Origin of the sequence: Lacrimispora sp. (assembly GCF_046972725.1) — a bacterium.
GTDB lineage: Bacteria > Bacillota > Clostridia > Lachnospirales > Lachnospiraceae > Lacrimispora.
On record NZ_JBKVXF010000007.1, the window covers coordinates 1 to 17739 of the forward strand.

Sequence of the window (17739 nt, forward strand, 5' to 3'; positions counted from 1 at the left end):
AGAATTTTCAGGGTTTTACATACTGTTCAATCTTCTGTTTTCAAAGTGCTTTTTGCTGTTATCTTGTCGATCAGCAACTCATGTAGTATATCATGCAGCCGTTCGCTTGTCAACAACTTTTTTATTTTTTTCAATCGCTTGATTTGATTGCTGATGTGGAGTATTCCGCATCGGAACTATAATATAACATGTCCTAAAGATATTGTCAAGGGAATTTGTTCCATTTGTTCAAACAATTTTTATAAGATCGTTTTTCCCTCTATATATAGGGTACTAATATAGATTTTTCTGCATTTGGCTGGAAATGAAAAAATCTACAAACAGGGCTTTTACCACCTTTATTTGTAGATTTGTTTTAATTGCACATATGATAAATACAACTTTTTTCTTATTGGAACCCCTGGAGAACCCCTAAAACCATCAGATTTAAAAAATTATGACTGTATAAATAGGATAGCCACTTGCTGGCTTCGATCTGCTGAGAAAGCAGAAGTCCCCATGACGTACCGGAAAAGGCCGTGATAAGGATACAGGCCAGCCATACAAACACCAGTCCCTGAATTCCGCCCAGCAATGCACCTGCAATTTTGTTGATGCCCGAAAGAATGGGTAAACGTGATATAATATCCAGCCAGCCTGCAATCAGTTTTATAGCCACGTATACGACGGCAAATAAAACAATAAAACCTACAGAGTTTAATATCTTGTTTGCAAGGTAGCTCCCTATATAATCGGTAAATGCCTGTACCCCCAGCATCTGATATATTTCACTGTTATTATTTTCAATCAGGGCATTTTTCATTGTCTGAGGTAAATTCAGTTCTTCAATGACTGTCCGCTGGACAGATGGCACTTCGGATGAACCCTCACCGGAACCTTCTTCTTCCTGCAGTCCAATGGATTTTTTCATACTTTCTGAAATTGTCTGTTGAAGGCCGGTGTGTTCCTTTAAATAATCCGTTACAACCGGTAACGAGACACGGACAATGGCCAATGAAAGAACCAGCGCCAGCATAGACACAACCAACCGGATAAATCCTCTGTGATGACCGTATAAAATCATTCCTATAAGATAAACACCAACAATTACTGATAACCAGTTTTCCATATAAATCCTCGTCATAGTTCAGCACCAAATATTAACCTGGTAATGGCGGAGGCTACTCCGCTTTCATCATTGCTATCTGTAACGTAATCTGCTTCTGCACGTAATTCATCGCTTCCATTTTTCATAACAACGCCGACTCCTGCCATTCGGATCATGGTGAAATCATTTTCTCCGTCTCCTATCGCCATGGTCTGTTTCATATCTATTCCCAGATGGGCAGCCAGTCGGCGAATTGCTTCTCCTTTGGTTGCACCGGGGGCATTGATTTCCAGGTTGTTGGGCATGGAAGAGGTTACAAGAATATCATCTCTTTTTTTAAGTTCCGCTCTTAGTTTTTCCCGTTCTTCCATATCCGAAAAGAATAGATTGATTTTCTCTACGGGCTTATGAGACTTCTTTACATACTCTATGATGTTCGGGTAGATGTCCCTGGTCATTTTCACCATCTTTTGTAATTCCAAAGACAGGCCATAGTCAGATAGATTTTCAATAAAACGGGGCTCTGTGATTCCACGACGGTCGATATAAGGATCGTACATCACGTGGCGGGAGTCTAAAAACTCCAAAATCTCCAGAGCAAGTTCCCATGGCAGCATACAGGTATCCATTACTGTATCTTCTTTTATATCATATATGACAGCCCCGTTGGTAGTGATTGTGTAACGGACACCAGGAATGTTTATTACTTCTGATGGAATTCCATCTACGGCCCGGCCGGTGCAGGGAACAACCCAGATGCCGTTCTCAATACATCGGTACAGAGCCTGACGGTTCGCTTCGGATAGCTGCTTTCGGCTGTCCAGAAGGGTTCCGTCCAAGTCTAGTGCAATAAGTTTAATATTCAATTTTATACTCCGTTAATATATGAAATGTTCTTCTTTTAAGACCAGCAGGCCATCTTTATCGTATTTAGTAGAAAACAGGCCTTTAATCCGCTTTCCTATGGATGGCTTTTCTGCACGGTCTGCTGCTTCTTCTATCAGGCTTTCGGCATTCTCTCTGGTCAGCGGGATGCCATCTTCCTCCATGATTTCAATTCTTTCGTATAATGCGAGCATACTTTTTCCTGTAATGCTGCAATCAATTTCATTGGCATAACGGCAGGCGTATTGTGCAAACTCATCAAGATCCATCTCTTCATTGTGAGAAGAAGCTGCCGGTGCATATTCATTTCCAGGCTGATAAGAATCACTCTGCTGATAATTATTTATGGGCCGGAACGATTTTTCCTGCTGGTTTGCACGGTTTGACTGAAAGAATCTTTTCCTCTTAGGAGCTGCTTCTTTCCGGTTGGCATCATTCTGATTGTAACTGCCTTCCTGGTCATAGGCATTGTCCTGAAGGTAACTTTCTTCCTGAACGTAAGCATCGTCCTGACCATCATCCGCATATGATTCCTGCTGACTTAAGGCAGATTTTCCGTAGTCATTATATGCCTCTTCTCTTAAAAGCTGGTTTTTATAGGAAGGGGGTTCTTGCGGAGCAGGGTCTGCTTCCGCTTCTCCGCTTCCGATGCACTCGAATTTACTGGCAAGGACCGAATGCTCCTGGTGAAGCATCTCCATCTGCTTGGGATTGTCAATGAGAACAACAATCATTCCGCTGTTGTCACGCTCCATCAGCACATTCAGTTCATTCAGTGCGGCCGGAGTAAGATCTCCTGCTTCTTCAATCACAAGATCTTTTCCTGCCAGCTTGTCCGCGCATGACATTACTCCGCGCTTGGATAATTTGGAACCGGTGATTTTGGCAACCGGATTCTTTAATCCGTTTTCTTTATGAATCTGTTTTAATGCTTCGACTGCTATTTGAAGTCCTTTTTCAGGGGTTCTTGCTTCGATCATTAAGTGGTTGCGGACCGGAATCTCTTCCATATCATCTTCTTCCTCATAAAGATCTTCAAATTCCAGATCATTCTCCTGAATGAACCTTGAGGTTTGGTTGATACTTTCTTTAGATTCTGCTAAGGCTTCACTCCCGGTTGAATGCAGTTTGTATGGGATCTCAGGCTGGGAGGCATATTCTTGCATATCTTCGGCAGTTATGGCAGCCTGACGGGCAGCGTATTCCGGATTCTGGTAATTATCCGATGATTCATTCTTATAATCGGCGGAAGCAATGGTGTCGTCTGCGTAAGAGTTATCTTCCATATGATTATTCAAATAAGGATCATCGCCTAAATAGGCATTCTCTTGTATTTGCTCATCGTCTTCTGCATACATAGGGTGATCAACATGAGGTTTATCTTCCGCATAAGCAAAGGTATCCCCACGATCGCCTTCTCCTGCATAAGCTCCATCTTCTTCAGAGTCCGCAGCTTCTTCATAAACACGGTTACTTTCATAGCCATTCCCTGATGTATACTGGTTATTGGCTGCAAACTGATTTTCTTCTTCGTAGCTGTCATATTCATACTCCGGTTCATTATACCGGGCCATTGCGGATTCATCAAGACCAGGTGCTTCCGGTTCCTCTTCTTCGATTACAGGTTCTGAAAAGGACTCTGCCGTTTCTTCCTCTTCCGGAATATAGACTCCTCTGGGCCTCTTAATGGAAGTCATGGGGCGGCCCACTCTTCGAATATCTTCCAACACTCTCGTGTGTTCCATTCTGCTTTCTTCCTGCATCACGGGTTCATCGTATGAGATTTTAGACATCTCTCTTGCAAGGGTTTCCTGAACCTCAGCCACCTGCATGGAGGCTTCGATGTCGGAAGTCATGGGATTTGCCTGATACATCAGATCAGAATCCCCGGAAGCAGGTTCTTCATCATAATACTCTTCTTCCGGCTCTTCATCAAGCGGTCTTCCGGAACGGTATTCCTGCTCTACGGCACGCAGCTTTGCTTCGTATTTGTCCCGGTTCTCCACAAGATCCATCTGATAATTCGTAAGAGGGGCATACTGTATCTTTAGTTCCATCGCCTTGTCTACATATTTTCCGAGGCCAAACATAAGCATAATCCGGTCACAGGTTTCTACACAGCGGTCCGGCATGCCTGCAAGACTATATAATTCAGCCAGTTCATACAGCCATTTTTCATCAAGCTCTACACTTGTGTAGGACTCAAGGGAATGAATGAGCTGCTGGGCGGGTGCTCCTTTGGATTTTAATATCATATAGCGCAGAAGCTGCTGCCTGGGGTCCTCAGATGCCAGATCCCCAAACTCTTTATAATACGCTTCTGCTTCTTCGATATTTCCCTCTTTGATTGCCAGCTCCGCAAGTTTATACAGCAGCCGCTTTCCGATGGGGGCACGTTCAAACGCCTGAAGCAAGATATCCTTGGCTTCCTGATAATCTTCATTCTTTTCATATACCATGGCGACCATGGATAGCAGATTGGTGTTGCGGACTCTTCTCCAGTCTATTGTATCAGCAATCTTCATCGCCGTCTCATAGTCGTTTTTGCCAACCAGTTTTTTTATCTGTTCAACCTTTATATTAAACTCGTACTTATCCATTATTTTGCATCTCCTAACAAGGCAAATAGGTTACAGCTCGACCCTGCCTTCCAGGGCCCGTAACAATGTCACCTCATCTATGTACTCTAAGTCTCCTCCAACGGGAACTCCGCTGGCTATACGGGTAACTCTGATTCCTGTAGGTTTGATCAGCTTGCTGATATACATAGCTGTCGTCTCTCCTTCAAGGCTGGAATTGGTTGCTATAATCACCTCTTCCACGTCTCCCTGCAGTCTCTGCATCAGTTCCTTTAGCTTGATATCTCCCGGTCCGATTCCCAGCATAGGGGAAATGGCTCCATGAAGAACATGGTAAACGCCTTCAAACTTTCCGGTTTTTTCATATGCTGCTAAATCTCTTGTATCTTCCACAACCATGATTACCTTGTGATTGCGTTTTTCGCTTTTGCAAATAGGGCATCGTTCCTGATCTGTCAGGGTAAAGCATTCCTTGCAGTAATGTACATTGCGTTTTGCTTCTGTAATGGATGAAGCAAGGCCTGCCACTTGTTCTTCCGGCATATTAATAATGTGAAACGCCAGGCGCTGTGCGGATTTACTGCCAATGCCCGGAAGCTTTGACAGTTCTCCAATCAATTTGGTTATCTGACTGCTGAAATAATCCATAATTAGAACGGAAAGCCTCCGCCCAGGCCGCCAAGACCGCCGGTCAGCTTGGACATGGCAGCACTGCTTTCCTCTTCCATCTGGCGAAATGCCTCGTTGGTGGCAGCCATAATAAGGTCTTCCAGCATCTCGATATCATCAGGGTCCACTACTTCTTTGGACAATTTTACAGACGTAACTTCTTTTTTTCCGGAAACTGTAACAGAAACGGCTCCGCCGCCTGCTGTTGCTGTATATTCCTTTTCTTCCAGTTCCTTTGTTGTCTCTTCCATCTGGCGCTGCATCTTCTGCGCCTGCTTCATTAAATTGTTCATATTGCCAGGCATTGCGCCCGGAAAACCTCCACGTTTTGCCATGGTGTATATCCTCCTGATTTCCTGTTCTTTTTATTCTTCTATTGTGATATCCATTAAAATATTCGCTTTTAACTCTTCATCGCTGACGTATATGGTATCCAGCCTTTCGCCTCCGCCGCGGAGCCTTGTTTTAAATTCAATCGTCTTCTTGTAATGGTCTTCCACGTACCGCTCAATCTCTGAAATCGTAGTATCCCGGCTTCCGATCATGTAGTTGCTCTGATCTGAAAATACCACACACAGGCAGCTTTCGCCTGCAGGCTCTACTACGGTATCGCGAAAACTGGCCCGGATAGGACCGCCTAATTCCCGGATAATCTTCCCCCATTCACTGCGGATCAGATTCAAATCCTCCAGCTGTCCTTTTGGAAGAGTGACCCGTTCTGCCGGAGTAAGCTCCCCGGCCGGTGGTAAAGCTTCCTTGGGGGCCTCTTTTACAGCCACACCATTCTCCAGCTGCTTTTCAATGCTTTTGATGCGTTCAATCAGAGAATCCAGATTCTGTTCCATCTGCGGACGGGTAAGTTTTATAATAGCCACCTCGATAAGAACCCGCTTCTGGGATGCATAGCGGAGCTGATTGGACAGATCGGAGAACACCCGGATATAACGAAGAAGGGTCTCCTGGTCCACCCGGGCACTGTCTTCTTTTAGAACCGCCTGATTTTCTGTTGACATATCAAGCAGCGTGTCTCCCTCATCAACAGATTTTAAAATCAGAAGATTTCTTAAATACCAGATAAAATCAACAACAAACTGCCCCAGCTCCCTGCCCTGTATCACCAGTTCTTCCAGACAGGTGATGCAATCCTTCGTCCGGTTCTCTGTAACCGCACGGAAAAGTTTTCCGTATACGGTTATATCCACTGCTCCCAGCACATCAAGTACATTATCATAGGTAAGTACTTCTCCGTAATGAAAGGCAATGCACTGATCCAGAAGACTGAGGGCATCCCGAAGTGCGCCGTCTGCAGCTTTTGCAATATAAGTAATGGCTCTGTCTTCTACCTGAATGTGCTCTGCCGCTGTAAGGCCTTTTAAATGATCCGCAATGGTATCTACTGTAATACGCTTAAAATCATATCTCTGGCACCGTGACAAAACCGTCACCGGAATCTTCTGGACTTCCGTAGTCGCCAGGATGAATATGACATAGGACGGAGGCTCTTCCAGAGTCTTTAACAGTGCATTAAATGCTCCTGTAGAAAGCATATGAACCTCGTCAATGATATAAACCCGGTATTTTCCTTCTGTAGGGGGATACTGGACCTGATCTCTGATATCCCTGATGTTCTCCACGCCGTTATTGGACGCTGCATCGATCTCGACCACATTTAAGGAAGCCCCGGCTGTGATGCCTTTACAGGTCCCGCATTCCCCGCATGGACTGCCGTCTTCAGGGTGCTCACAGTTGACCGCTTTGGCAAATATCTTTGCTATACTGGTCTTACCGGTTCCTCTGGTTCCGCAAAACAGATATGCATGCCCGATACGTCCGGATACTATCTGGTTTTTTAATGTTTGTACGATATGGTCCTGTCCTTTTACATCTGAAAAGGAGGAAGGACGCCATTTCCGATACAATGCCGTATATGACATGCTTATAAACTCCTTATTCGTCCCCGAAACTGATTCCTATCATCTTGGCTTCCCTGACGATGGAGCTCCGGGGATCGACTGTTTTTAATTTGCCGGCAATATCGGCAAGCGGCATCTTCACAATTTCATTGTTCTTAACCACTACCATATTTCCATAATCTTTGTTCTTTATGAGCATGGCGGCTTCTGCACCGAGCCGGGTAGATAAGACCCGGTCATAAGGACAGGGATCTCCGCCTCTTTGCATATGGCCCGGTACAGTGACCCGTACTTCCTGGCCTGTCCGTTCTGTGATCATGGCTCCTATCTCATATGCGATGGAAGGATAGATCGCTCCGCTCTTCTTTTTTTCTTTCAGCTCTTTTTTTGTAAGTAAGGCATCTTCTTTTGAAATTGCCCCTTCTGCCACAGCAATAATGGAAAACTTTTTGCCGTTCTTTGTTCTGGTTTTTAAGGCATTGATGACTATATCGAGATCGTAAGGGATCTCAGGAAGAAGTATGATATCCGCTCCTCCTGCAATGCCTGCATATAACGTGAGCCAACCGACCTTATGGCCCATTACTTCCACAATAAAAACCCTGCCATGGGAAGCGGCTGTCGTATGAATGCAGTCAATGGCATTGGTTGCTACATTGACAGCACTTTGGAAACCAAAGGTCATATCGGTTCCCCACAAATCATTATCAATTGTCTTTGGAAGAGAAACAACATTAAGTCCTTCCTCCCGAAGAAGATTGGCTGTCTTCTGGCTTCCATTGCCGCCTAAAACAACCAGACATTCTAATTTCAGCTTTCTATAGGTGTTCTTCATAGCTTCCACCTTATCAAGACCATTATTATCCGGGGTACGCATAAGCTTGAACGGCTGTCTGGAGGTGCCAAGAATGGTTCCGCCCTTTGTTAAGATTCCTGAAAATTCTTCCTGTTTCATTACGCGGTAATCTGAATAAATAAGGCCTTTATAGCCATCTTCAAATCCTATGATCTCTATGTCGTTTGAAATCCGGTACAGCGCTTTTGCCACGCCACGCATGGTAGCGTTTAAACTCTGACAGTCTCCCCCGCTTGTAAGCATTCCAATTCTCATCATGAAAGCGCACCTCATCTTTAATAGATTTGTCATTGAGAAATAGGTACTATTATACCCATTTTATTCTCAATTATAATACAAAGGGGAATGGCGGGCAAGGGGAAACTGCATGAAATAAGAAAAGTAAGAAAATATTAAAAATGGTATTCATGAATTGTAAAAAGACACCGCTAAACAGCTCTCTGCTTCCCGGTGTCCGATCATTATTATATTAAATCCGTGCGTCTCACTTTGAACCGCTATCACAGGCGTTACCCTGACAGTAAACTCAGTCCAGGCTCCCTCACGGCACACAGAATCATTCATTTAGTGCTGCTGCATTCCTGCCCTGACACGGTTCACGAAGTTCTGTTGCGTAAGACCCAAACGTCATCGCCACTTATCAGGGGCAGCCCTGCAATAGCCGGCCCTGGGTGAGACATCACCCCTGCTGGAGCGGATTGCAGGTACAGGGCACCGCTATCTCCCCGGCTGCACGGAAGCTTTATGACATGTTTTGGTTGAATCGCTGTTAAGTATACATGGAAATGCCCCGATTGTCAAGGATTTACGGGGTATTTGCCTCTTCCAGTTTCTGTTTTTTCTTTTCCCGTAATTCTTTGAAAAATTCTTTCATCATATGGGAACAGTCATCTCCTAAAACTCCGGTCTCTGTCTCCACCTGATGATTGAACCGGGACTCGTGCAGCATATCCAGAATGGATCCGGCACATCCGGCTTTCTGGTTCATGCAGCCAATGACTACTCTGGGTATTCTTGCCTGAACGATGGCTCCGGCACACATGGGGCACGGCTCCAGTGTCACATACATGGTGCAGCCTTCCAGCCTCCAGTCTCCAATTATTTTACAGGCTTTTTTTATGGCATTGATTTCTGCGTGGGAGAGGACATTTTTATCTATGGTTCGGCGGTTATAGCCGCGGGCGATAATTTTATTTTCATAAACAATGACACAGCCGATGGGGACTTCACCGATGGCGCTGGCTTTTTTCGCCTGAACAATGGCTGCACGCATATACTTTTCATCTGTGGTCATATTCGTTCCTCTTTGTTCTTTATTATGGTATAATGTCAGTATAACACGAAACAAAGGAATGGTGAAGGTATGAAACTCTGTGGACTTCAAAAGACCACCCTTCTGGATTATCCAGGCCACGTTGCTGCTACTATTTTTCTCGGCGGCTGCAACTTTAGGTGTCCCTTCTGCCATAACAGCGGGCTGATCGGAAATGATGCAAAACCGCTTTTTTCAGAGGAGGAAATACTTGGTTTCCTGCAAAAACGAAAGGGAATTTTAGAAGGAATCTGCGTTACCGGAGGAGAACCCACTCTTCAGGCAGATTTGGAAGCCTTTTTGAAAAAAGGGAAGGATCTGGGATATCTCATTAAGCTGGATACCAATGGCTATCGGCCGGAGGTGTTAAAAAAACTGGTTTCCCATAGACTGGTGGACTATGTGGCAATGGATATTAAAGCGGGAAGAAACAATTATGAAATGGCTTCCGGTTTTTCGGGAATGCGGATGAAGCAGGTGGAAAAAAGTGCTGAATTTTTAATGGAAGGGCATGTTCCATGGGAATTTCGGACCACAGTGGTCAAAGGAATTCACAGTGCTGAGGATTTTATGGATATCGGGAAATGGCTGAAAGGCCCATCTTCTTATTTTCTCCAGAACTACAAAGAATCGGAAGAGGTCTTATGTCCGGGATTTGAATCATTTTCCAAAAGTGAATTAGAGGAATTTCTCAGTATTGTAAAGCCATCGGTTCCAAATTCGGCACTCCGGGGAGTTGACCCATGAAAACATATGTAAATACAGACAGGGGGCTTTATCAGCCCCCTAATTTTATATCCGTATACCAAAAGCCAAATCTTCCGTCTTCCACCGGCTGCTCTTTTGACAGCACAAAGTTCGGGAAGCCGAACATGGATGCCATGTAGCGCTCATTGCTGTAATAATGGCCGGGAACTCCCAGCAAATAGCGAGGGGTTCCGTTTGGATTGAAAAGCTTTGCAAGGATTAAGTACCGATAATTATAATATCCGTGGAGAAGGAAACTGTTATTGCCGTAAACCCAGGTATCTCTTGGAAGAAGACCGATATCCTGTGGTTTAATGGTCAGAATCTCACAACCATCTTCATAGTCAAAAGCAAGTATCCTTGTATGTTCCCGTCTCAGTTTTTCCCACACAACCGTATGGGGATTTTCCTCCTGGTCTTCATTCTGACGAAGACGCTCTAATTCATCCGGATTTCCCAATTTTGGTGTCTCCATTTTGGTTTCCGTTGCCTCTTTAACCACTGCATCCGCCCGGTAGAGAAGGGTTTTTCCGGGGGCTGCCGGTTGTTCTTCCTCAGATAGCTTTCTGGCGGCTACCGCTTCTGCGCTTACCTGACCGGTTTTTTTGTCATGAATTTCATTTTCCTGAGTTTCATTTTCCTGAATTTCATTTTCCTGAATTTCATTTTCTTGAATTTCATTTTCCTGAGATTCATCTTCCTGAGTTTCACTGTTCAGGTGGTCCTTTTCCTGAATATCTGCTTTTTCTTCCTGTCCGGGTTTCTTCCACTCCTGGGACATGGGGCCTGTGGCGGAAGGAACCGGATCGGAACTGATGGGCCTGTTCATCTGAGGCACACCTGGAACAGGACCGGTAGAAGATGGCATTGGTGTCTGCCACCAGCCGGGTACCTGGCCGGGCGTAACCGTCCTTGATCCTGGTACCGGCCCTGTGTTAAAGGGTGGTACTCCCTGATCCCAGCCTGCGGTAGGACCGGTGATCGTAGGGCCTGGAACTTGTGATCCCGGGGCTGTTGGACCTGTCGTTGCCGGACGGACCCCTGGTATTGGTCCTCTCATGGCTGGATTGGTGATTGGGACAGGTCCTGTTGGAGTCGGACGGGTGATTTGCATCGGGCCTGTTATTGTCGGTACTGACTGTGGATTCGTTCCCCGCACAGGGCCTGTCATCCCAGGTGAAGTTGCAGGACGGGCACTTGTTGGGCCTGTGGTTCCTGTTGGTACCTGGGGCTGGGCGGCTGTTGGGCCTGTGGTTCCTGTTGGTACTGACGGCTGGGCGACTGTTGGGCCTGTGGCTCCCGTTGGCATTGACGGCTGCGCTGCCGTTGGACCGGTGGTTCCTGTTGATACTGACGGCCGGGCGGCTGTTGGACCTGTAGCTCCTGTTGGTATTGATGGCCGGGCTCCCGTTGGACCGGTGGCCCCTGGCATAACCGGTTGTGTTCCTGTTGGGCCTGTGGCTCCTGTTGGTACTGGCGGCCGGGCTCCCGTTGGGCCGGTGACTCCTGATAAAGAGACATCTAAAACCTCTTCCGTCTCTACCGTCTCTGTCTTCAAAGGTGTCTCCTCACGGTCCATTGTTAAGGTCTGGGTGGGAGATTCTTCTTTATCTTCTGTGGCTTCACTTGACTGCAAAGGAAATTCCTCTTCAATTTCACGGACAGCTTTTTTAATCTGCTCTTCTGATATTGCAGGCCGATCCGCATCCGGTTCGGATTGGGACGCTTTATTTAATTCAACTTCAGCTGCATGGGCAACAGCGTCTTCCCATATGGTCGTATAGGAACGCCATGTATTCTTTACGTCGTGGATGGTCAGTCCGAAGCACTGATCCACGGTAACGCCGGAATGCTCGATATCACTAGCTGATACCACAGTTCTGAATTCACCAGAACCACCTCGGATAAAAATATTTCCAAGATATATTTCCTGCTCTCCGGCTAATAAGTACACCCCAATATCATTGCCTCCCACATAAATCCGTTTGACACTTACCGTAATCTTGCACTGGATTCCTCTCGTCTCTATCTTGGCAAATCCGATGTTTTTTCCTTTGATTCCGCCTTCGTAGGCATAAATATATGAGATTAGTCTTCGATAGTTAGACATGCCACCACTCCTTTATAGTTATTTTATGCAAAGGGATATTTTTCCATGACAGAAATTGTTTAAAATTTCTTATAAAACAGGGAAATCCTGACTATCCCTTAGTTTGAAATAATTTGGAAATGCAGCGGCCTTGAACTAGCGGCAGAGGGAAATAGCCTTTTTATGCAAAATACCATTGCAACCATGGCATAAAAATGTTATCCTGTTGGAAGAATAAAATAAAAATTTTTTCCAATCAACGGAGGGATAAAGAAATGAAGCTTTATCGCGCAAAAGATTATTATGATATGAGCCGCAAAGCAGCCAACATTATTTCTGCACAGGTCATCATGAAACCAAACTGTGTTTTGGGACTGGCAACCGGGTCCACACCGGTTGGCATCTACAAGCAGCTGGTCGAATGGTACAATAAGGGAGATTTGGACTTTTCTCAGGTCAAAACGGCGAATCTTGACGAATATAAGGGGCTGGCCCGGGACAATGACCAGAGTTATTATCACTTTATGCATGAAAATCTGTTTCGCCATGTAAACATCAAAGAAATAAATACAAATATTCCCGATGGAACGGAACCCGACGCGCAAAAAGAAGCAGCCCGCTACGAAGAAGCCATACAAAACCTGGGCGGCATCGATTTACAGCTTCTCGGACTGGGTCACAACGGACACATCGGTTTCAATGAGCCTTCCGATATCTTTCCGAAGGATACACACATTGTTGACCTTCAGGAAAGCACCATCGAAGCCAATAAGCGTTTTTTTAAATCCATTGATGAGGTTCCCAGACAGGCATATACCATGGGCATCGGCACCATCATGAGAGCCAAAAAGATCTTACTGGTAGTAAGCGGAGGCGATAAAGCGGATATTCTGCAGAAGGCCATCAAAGGGCCGGTGACTCCTCGGGTTCCTGCTTCTATTTTACAGCTTCACCCGGATGTGATCATTGTTGCGGATGAAGCAGCTTTATCGAAATTCTGATTTTGCCTTTATTGACTTTTATATAGTAAAATGTTATGATGTTTAAAATTCTTTTGAAAAGGAGGTGAGACGATATGAAACCGGTCACAATGAAATCAACTTCATTATGGATGAATCTTAAGTTTATTACTGTAATTTTCTGTAACTATGGACAGTCCGTGTATAACTCTGCCCATTTTTACGAAAAAAGCAGCGTCTCACCTCAGATTTTGTCTGACATCCGGTAATTATTTTGATGTATGACTGAAATTCTGCCCGGCCGCTGTATGCCGGGATTTTTTGTGCTATTTTTTCGATATGAGGCGTTCTATACGGACGTAAAATCATACTTTCATCGATGATTTCGCACAAAATGGAGGAATTTCACTCATGAATCAGAAAAATAATATTCTTTCCGGTTATGGCTCTCTTCTAAAAGCCATACGTTCCACAATGTTCATGTGTACAAAACAAATATTTGACGGCGGATTTTTATTCGTTGCAGGCGGCTATTTCGTTCAGGCCGTCCAGTTTGTCATGCTTATATTTATCTGGAAGTCTCTGGAAAAGGGCGGCGCCCTGACCCAGGGGACCTCCTTGCACCAATTGATGACATACACCCTGATGGCAACCATATTTCACCAGGAGTTAAACATCATCTCTCCTGCCACTTCTTCTTTGTGGGAAGGCTCTGTCATCGGACGGTTTCTTCGGCCCGTACCGGTAGAAATAAGCTTTTTTGCAGAAACCATTGGGCGGTGGTGGATTCCAAATTTTATGTTCTTTGGTCTTCCATTGTGGCTTTTATCTCCGCTTCTTGGTATAGACCCCTGGCCGTCGTCAGTGTCAAATGGCATTCTGGCTTTTTTAAGCCTTATTCTGGCAGCGTCTCTCGGGTTTGCCATTGATTTGCTTTTTGCTTCTCTTGCCATACATTTAAAAAACGGGTGTTGGGCGGCTCTGGCGGTGCGGGAGGCCATATATGCACTTCTCTCAGGAGAGATGATCCCATTTTCTTTATTTCCCAAGGAAATCGGAACATTATTCTCCCTGCTGCCACTTGGTTCTATTGCCCACGGGCCCTTGACCATATACACGGGCTCTGCCGATAATCATCTGGCAATTTTGGGACTTCAGGTTTTTTGGAATCTGATTTTATGGGCTTCAGCCATTTATATTTTTCGAAAAAGCAAAGAAAGGATGGTCTCTTTTGGTGGATAATTTCAAAACTCTCTTCCGGCTGTTCCGGCAGTACGGAAAAATGGATCTATTGTGGTTTCTCCGTGACACACGGTACTTCTTTTTACAGCTTTTCTCTGACGTGGTAAGCGGCGGCTGCAACATAGCAGGTGTTTATCTTTTGTCTTCAAACTTTAAGAACTTTGCCGGTATGAGCCGGGAGGATATTCTGTTTATGATGGGCTACTCCGTTTTTATTGATGGAATTTTTATGATATTTTTTGTGGGAAATAATTCTGGAATGATCAGCCGTATCATCGGGCGGGGGCAGCTTGACCACGTAATGATCCAGCCGGTTCCCTTATGGACTGAGCTTTTGGCTCAGGGCTTCTGCCCATTTTCCGGCTCACCCATGTTTTTGCTGGGCGCAGGTCTTGCCTTTTACGGTGCTTCTATAACTTCCATGGTTATAAGCCCCCTATGGATCCTGCTGTTTCTTCTGTATGCGGTCTGCTCCTGCCTGCTGGTCATTTCGTTTCTCTATCTTATATCCTGCATGGCTTTTTACGCTCCGGCGGCTGCGGAGGAAATCTCTATGGTTGGAAGAGATATGTTCTCTTCCTTAAAAACCTATCCGCTGGGCAATATAAATCCTGCAGTCAAACGGATATTCCTTACCATACTTCCCATCGGGCTTTGTGCCTGGTTTCCGTCTTTTTTACTCCTGAAGGCTGGAAAGGAAGGCATGTCATCATTGAACCTGCTGCCGGCTCTTTTACTGCCTGCAGTAACCGCGGTTTTCTCATTTGCCGCTCTCACACTTTTTAAGAAAGGAATGAAATATTATGCAACCTATGGTTCTCCAAGATACTCCGGCTTTGGACATCGATAATGTAACAAAAAATTATACACAGTGGCAAAGAAGCGGAAAAGCAAAAGATATTATAAAAAACATGTTCCACCCGGATAAAAGGGTAGTGACCGCCCTGGACCAGGTATCCCTTACCATAAGCTCTGGTGAATTCGTGGCTTATGCAGGGGCAAACGGAGCAGGAAAAAGCACTACCATCAAAATTCTGTCAGGCATTCTTAAGCCTACGAAAGGAAGGGTCTCTGTGCTTGGAATGGATCCCCTTAAGGACCGGATTGCTCTTATGAGACGGGTGGGAATCTTATTTGGCCAGCGGACGGAGCTATGGTGGGACCATCCCGTCATTACGAGCTTTGAGTGGAAAAAGGAGGTCTGGAACATTCCTGATGAAGTCTATCAGAGAAACCTTCATATGGTTACCCGGTTGCTGGATCTTACTGATATTTTAAAAACATTTGCAAGAGAACTCAGCCTTGGCCAGCGAATGCGGGCAGATATTGCCATGCTTCTTTTACACGGCCCGGAACTTATTTTTCTTGATGAGCCCACGTTAGGTCTGGATGTGCTTGCCAAACAGCAAATGATACATTTTCTGAAAAAAATCAACAAAGAACAGGGAACGACTGTGGTCGTCACCAGCCATGACATGGACGATCTGGAAGAGATGGCTCAGAGGATCGTGCTGTTAAACAAAGGCAGGATTGCCTTTGACGGGAACTTTGATGAACTTCGGGATGTGCTGGGCGGCTTCTACCGGATCGAGATCACAACGTCCTCTCAGGACCCGCCGCTTTCTCTTCCGGGGATGAAACTGCTTCGTTCCGAAAACGGAATCCACGAGTATGAATTTGACCGGAAAGCCGTTCCTGTCCACCAGGTATTAGGAATTTTATCCGGTTTTCCACAAATTCGGGATGTGGAAGTTAAAAAAGCCCCTATTGAAGATGTTGTTGCAAATCTTTATTTGAGCTGGAAGGAAAAATAGAGGTTGGAATTTTAGAAATTATGGTGTAAAATGTTAGTAAAAATCAATTCATGGAGGAATCAATATGGCATATACTTTTACAAAAGATCTGGAGACAGGCAACCAATTAATTGATACGGAACACCGCCAGCTCATAGATGCAATCAACAACCTTCTAAATGCCTGCGCATCCGGTAAGGGTCGAAGCGAACTGGCGAACATCACCAAATTCCTTCAGGATTATACGGCTAAACACTTCAGCGATGAGGAGAAGCTTCAGATTCAGAGCAAGTACCCTGATTATGCAAATCATAAACGTTACCACGAGGATTTCAAAAAGGTGGTTGCAGGAATCTGCCAGAAGCTTGATAAAGATGGACCAACCGTGGCACTGGTAGGGGAAGTCAACAGCACCATTGCCGGGTGGCTCATCAACCATATTAAAAAGGAAGATGTAAAGGTGGCCAACCATTTAAAAGGCAAAGCTTAAGAGGCCTCAGAGAAAACAAAACATTACATGCTTAGAAAGAAGGTACATGATTATGAAAGATCCAAACTGTGCATACTGCATGAAGGGAGATCTGGTTGCAAAATTCGGCTATCCGGTCTGTGAAATGGAAACCGGTTTTCTATACTTATTTAAGGAGCAGAGCAAAAAAGGCAGAGTAATCCTTGCATATAAGGACCATGTAAGCGAAATGGTGGATATCAGTGATGAAGAACGGAATGCATTTTTTGCAGAAGTCTCCAAGGTTTCCAAGGCCGTTCATAAAGTATTTCATCCGGATAAGGTTAATTACGGCGCTTATGGAGATACCGGCTGCCACCTTCACATGCACATCGTTCCCAAATATAACGGAGGCGATGAATGGGGCGGTACCTTTGCCATGAATCCGGATAAGGTCTATCTTACGGATAAGGAATATGAGGAAATGGCTGCTGCCATCCGGGAAGCATTATAGGCAGCATATATTCCCCCGTCTGAAAGGAAGGATATCGTCATGTTAGAAGAAATCAGAATGCAGGCGCTTGAAGCTGCCAGAGAGCTATTCGATTCCGCCCGCTTAAAGGAAGGTAATCTAGTTGTCATCGGCTGCTCAACCAGTGAGATCTCAGATCATCGCATCGGCTCTCATTCCAGCGAAGAAATCGGCCAGGAAGTTTTCTCAGCCATTTATGAAGTATTTCATACCCAGGGAATCTATGTGGCTGCCCAGTGCTGCGAACACTTAAACCGCGCCCTGATTCTGGAACGGGAGGCGGCAGAGCGATATGGCTACGAGCCTGTCAACGTGGTTCCTCAGCGAAAGGCCGGAGGCTCCTTTGCGACAGCAGCCTATCATACTCTGTCTCAGCCGGTAGCTGTGGAATGGATAAAAGCCCATGCCGGAATCGATATCGGCGACACTTTAATCGGCATGCACCTGCGGGCCGTAGCTGTTCCTGTCCGTATCAAGACCCGGTATATCGGCTCTGCGCATGTAGTGGCCGCCCGGACCAGAGCTAAATTCATCGGGGGGATACGTGCCTGTTATGATGATTCTTTAGAGTAACGACTTTATTTATAAGCTATGTGAGATAAGATAAATTCAGGCATAAAAATAATCC

17 protein-coding genes and 1 other RNA gene are annotated in these 17739 nt (G+C 45.3%); 8 read left to right on the plus strand and 10 right to left on the minus strand.

Features of this window, described 5'->3' with window-relative positions:
- Positions 1–388 precede the first annotated feature (388 nt).
- From ACLTWA_RS18185 to tadA, 9 genes are all read right to left on the minus strand, one after another.
- Entirely contained in the window at positions 389–1108 is a 720-nt protein-coding gene (locus tag ACLTWA_RS18185) for a CvpA family protein (protein ID WP_412329320.1), read from the minus strand.
- A gap of 11 nt (positions 1109–1119) precedes the next feature.
- Positions 1120–1953 (minus strand): Cof-type HAD-IIB family hydrolase, encoded by an 834-nt coding sequence (locus ACLTWA_RS18190; protein WP_412329321.1) that lies wholly within the window; start codon positions 1951–1953, stop codon positions 1120–1122.
- A gap of 12 nt (positions 1954–1965) precedes the next feature.
- The gene (locus ACLTWA_RS18195) at positions 1966–4572 is read right to left on the minus strand and encodes a tetratricopeptide repeat protein (RefSeq protein WP_412329322.1); all 2607 of its coding nucleotides are present in this window, start codon (positions 4570–4572) and stop codon (positions 1966–1968) included.
- Between the two features lie 30 nt (positions 4573–4602).
- Complete coding sequence (gene recR / locus ACLTWA_RS18200; protein ID WP_412329323.1) at positions 4603–5199, minus strand: recombination mediator RecR; 597 nt, start codon at positions 5197–5199, stop codon at positions 4603–4605.
- 2 nt (positions 5200–5201) lie between these two features.
- On the minus strand, positions 5202–5555 hold the full coding sequence (locus tag ACLTWA_RS18205; RefSeq protein WP_412329324.1) for a YbaB/EbfC family nucleoid-associated protein: 354 nt from the start codon (positions 5553–5555) through the stop codon (positions 5202–5204).
- A gap of 30 nt (positions 5556–5585) precedes the next feature.
- Positions 5586–7154, minus strand: a complete 1569-nt coding sequence (gene dnaX / locus ACLTWA_RS18210) for a DNA polymerase III subunit gamma/tau (RefSeq protein WP_412329325.1) — start codon at positions 7152–7154, stop codon at positions 5586–5588.
- A 13-nt stretch (positions 7155–7167) separates the two neighbouring features.
- A complete protein-coding gene (locus ACLTWA_RS18215; RefSeq protein ID WP_412329326.1) occupies positions 7168–8247 on the minus strand; it encodes a 6-phosphofructokinase in 1080 nt (359 codons plus the stop codon).
- A 217-nt stretch (positions 8248–8464) separates the two neighbouring features.
- Positions 8465–8726, minus strand: an RNA gene (ffs, locus tag ACLTWA_RS18220) — signal recognition particle sRNA large type.
- Between the two features lie 68 nt (positions 8727–8794).
- Positions 8795–9283: a tRNA adenosine(34) deaminase TadA gene (gene tadA / locus ACLTWA_RS18225; RefSeq protein WP_412329327.1), complete on the minus strand. Its 489-nt coding sequence runs from the start codon at positions 9281–9283 to the stop codon at positions 8795–8797.
- A gap of 69 nt (positions 9284–9352) precedes the next feature.
- Between tadA and ACLTWA_RS18230 the strand changes: the two genes are divergently transcribed.
- Positions 9353–10048 carry an anaerobic ribonucleoside-triphosphate reductase activating protein gene (locus ACLTWA_RS18230; protein ID WP_412329328.1) on the plus strand — a complete coding sequence of 232 codons (696 nt, stop codon included), beginning with the start codon at positions 9353–9355 and terminating at the stop codon, positions 10046–10048.
- Positions 10049–10079: 31 nt separating this feature from the next.
- On the opposite strand, the gene ACLTWA_RS18235 is transcribed toward ACLTWA_RS18230, so the two are convergent.
- Complete coding sequence (locus ACLTWA_RS18235) at positions 10080–12158, minus strand: DUF6128 domain-containing protein (RefSeq protein ID WP_412329329.1); 2079 nt, start codon at positions 12156–12158, stop codon at positions 10080–10082.
- A 254-nt stretch (positions 12159–12412) separates the two neighbouring features.
- Between ACLTWA_RS18235 and nagB the strand changes: the two genes are divergently transcribed.
- The 7 genes from nagB to ACLTWA_RS18270 all read left to right on the plus strand — a co-directional run bounded on the left by nagB (position 12413) and on the right by ACLTWA_RS18270 (position 17684).
- Positions 12413–13138 carry a glucosamine-6-phosphate deaminase gene (gene nagB, locus ACLTWA_RS18240; RefSeq protein ID WP_412329330.1) on the plus strand — a complete coding sequence of 242 codons (726 nt, stop codon included), beginning with the start codon at positions 12413–12415 and terminating at the stop codon, positions 13136–13138.
- 369 nt (positions 13139–13507) lie between these two features.
- On the plus strand, positions 13508–14338 hold the full coding sequence (locus tag ACLTWA_RS18245) for a hypothetical protein (protein ID WP_412329331.1): 831 nt from the start codon (positions 13508–13510) through the stop codon (positions 14336–14338).
- Positions 14331–15188 carry an ABC-2 family transporter protein gene (locus ACLTWA_RS18250; RefSeq protein ID WP_412329332.1) on the plus strand — a complete coding sequence of 286 codons (858 nt, stop codon included), beginning with the start codon at positions 14331–14333 and terminating at the stop codon, positions 15186–15188. Before ACLTWA_RS18245 ends, ACLTWA_RS18250 begins: the two co-directional genes overlap by 8 nt.
- The gene (locus ACLTWA_RS18255) at positions 15142–16152 is read left to right on the plus strand and encodes an ATP-binding cassette domain-containing protein (RefSeq protein ID WP_412329333.1); all 1011 of its coding nucleotides are present in this window, start codon (positions 15142–15144) and stop codon (positions 16150–16152) included. Before ACLTWA_RS18250 ends, ACLTWA_RS18255 begins: the two co-directional genes overlap by 47 nt.
- 64 nt (positions 16153–16216) lie before the next feature.
- Complete coding sequence (locus ACLTWA_RS18260; RefSeq protein ID WP_412329334.1) at positions 16217–16621, plus strand: bacteriohemerythrin; 405 nt, start codon at positions 16217–16219, stop codon at positions 16619–16621.
- A 52-nt stretch (positions 16622–16673) separates the two neighbouring features.
- Positions 16674–17093 carry an HIT family protein gene (locus ACLTWA_RS18265; RefSeq protein ID WP_412329335.1) on the plus strand — a complete coding sequence of 140 codons (420 nt, stop codon included), beginning with the start codon at positions 16674–16676 and terminating at the stop codon, positions 17091–17093.
- Between the two features lie 39 nt (positions 17094–17132).
- On the plus strand, positions 17133–17684 hold the full coding sequence (locus ACLTWA_RS18270) for a TIGR01440 family protein (protein WP_412329336.1): 552 nt from the start codon (positions 17133–17135) through the stop codon (positions 17682–17684).
- The last annotated feature ends 55 nt before the right edge of the window (positions 17685–17739 follow it).

What these genes read in the sequence shown, in the direction of transcription:
- ACLTWA_RS18185 (WP_412329320.1), bottom strand. Translation starts at nt 1,108, where the DNA reads ATGGAAAACTGGTTATCAGTAATTGTTGGTGTTTATCTTATAGGAATG.
- ACLTWA_RS18195 (WP_412329322.1), bottom strand. Translation starts at nt 4,572, where the DNA reads ATGGATAAGTACGAGTTTAATATAAAGGTTGAACAGATAAAAAAACTG.
- recR (WP_412329323.1), bottom strand. Translation starts at nt 5,199, where the DNA reads ATGGATTATTTCAGCAGTCAGATAACCAAATTGATTGGAGAACTGTCA.
- ACLTWA_RS18205 (WP_412329324.1), bottom strand. Translation starts at nt 5,555, where the DNA reads ATGGCAAAACGTGGAGGTTTTCCGGGCGCAATGCCTGGCAATATGAAC.
- dnaX (WP_412329325.1), bottom strand. Translation starts at nt 7,154, where the DNA reads ATGTCATATACGGCATTGTATCGGAAATGGCGTCCTTCCTCCTTTTCA.
- ACLTWA_RS18215 (WP_412329326.1), bottom strand. Translation starts at nt 8,247, where the DNA reads ATGATGAGAATTGGAATGCTTACAAGCGGGGGAGACTGTCAGAGTTTA.
- tadA (WP_412329327.1), bottom strand. Translation starts at nt 9,283, where the DNA reads ATGACCACAGATGAAAAGTATATGCGTGCAGCCATTGTTCAGGCGAAA.
- ACLTWA_RS18230 (WP_412329328.1), top strand. Translation starts at nt 9,353, where the DNA reads ATGAAACTCTGTGGACTTCAAAAGACCACCCTTCTGGATTATCCAGGC.
- ACLTWA_RS18235 (WP_412329329.1), bottom strand. Translation starts at nt 12,158, where the DNA reads ATGTCTAACTATCGAAGACTAATCTCATATATTTATGCCTACGAAGGC.
- nagB (WP_412329330.1), top strand. Translation starts at nt 12,413, where the DNA reads ATGAAGCTTTATCGCGCAAAAGATTATTATGATATGAGCCGCAAAGCA.
- ACLTWA_RS18245 (WP_412329331.1), top strand. Translation starts at nt 13,508, where the DNA reads ATGAATCAGAAAAATAATATTCTTTCCGGTTATGGCTCTCTTCTAAAA.
- ACLTWA_RS18255 (WP_412329333.1), top strand. Translation starts at nt 15,142, where the DNA reads ATGCAACCTATGGTTCTCCAAGATACTCCGGCTTTGGACATCGATAAT.
- ACLTWA_RS18260 (WP_412329334.1), top strand. Translation starts at nt 16,217, where the DNA reads ATGGCATATACTTTTACAAAAGATCTGGAGACAGGCAACCAATTAATT.
- ACLTWA_RS18265 (WP_412329335.1), top strand. Translation starts at nt 16,674, where the DNA reads ATGAAAGATCCAAACTGTGCATACTGCATGAAGGGAGATCTGGTTGCA.
- ACLTWA_RS18270 (WP_412329336.1), top strand. Translation starts at nt 17,133, where the DNA reads ATGTTAGAAGAAATCAGAATGCAGGCGCTTGAAGCTGCCAGAGAGCTA.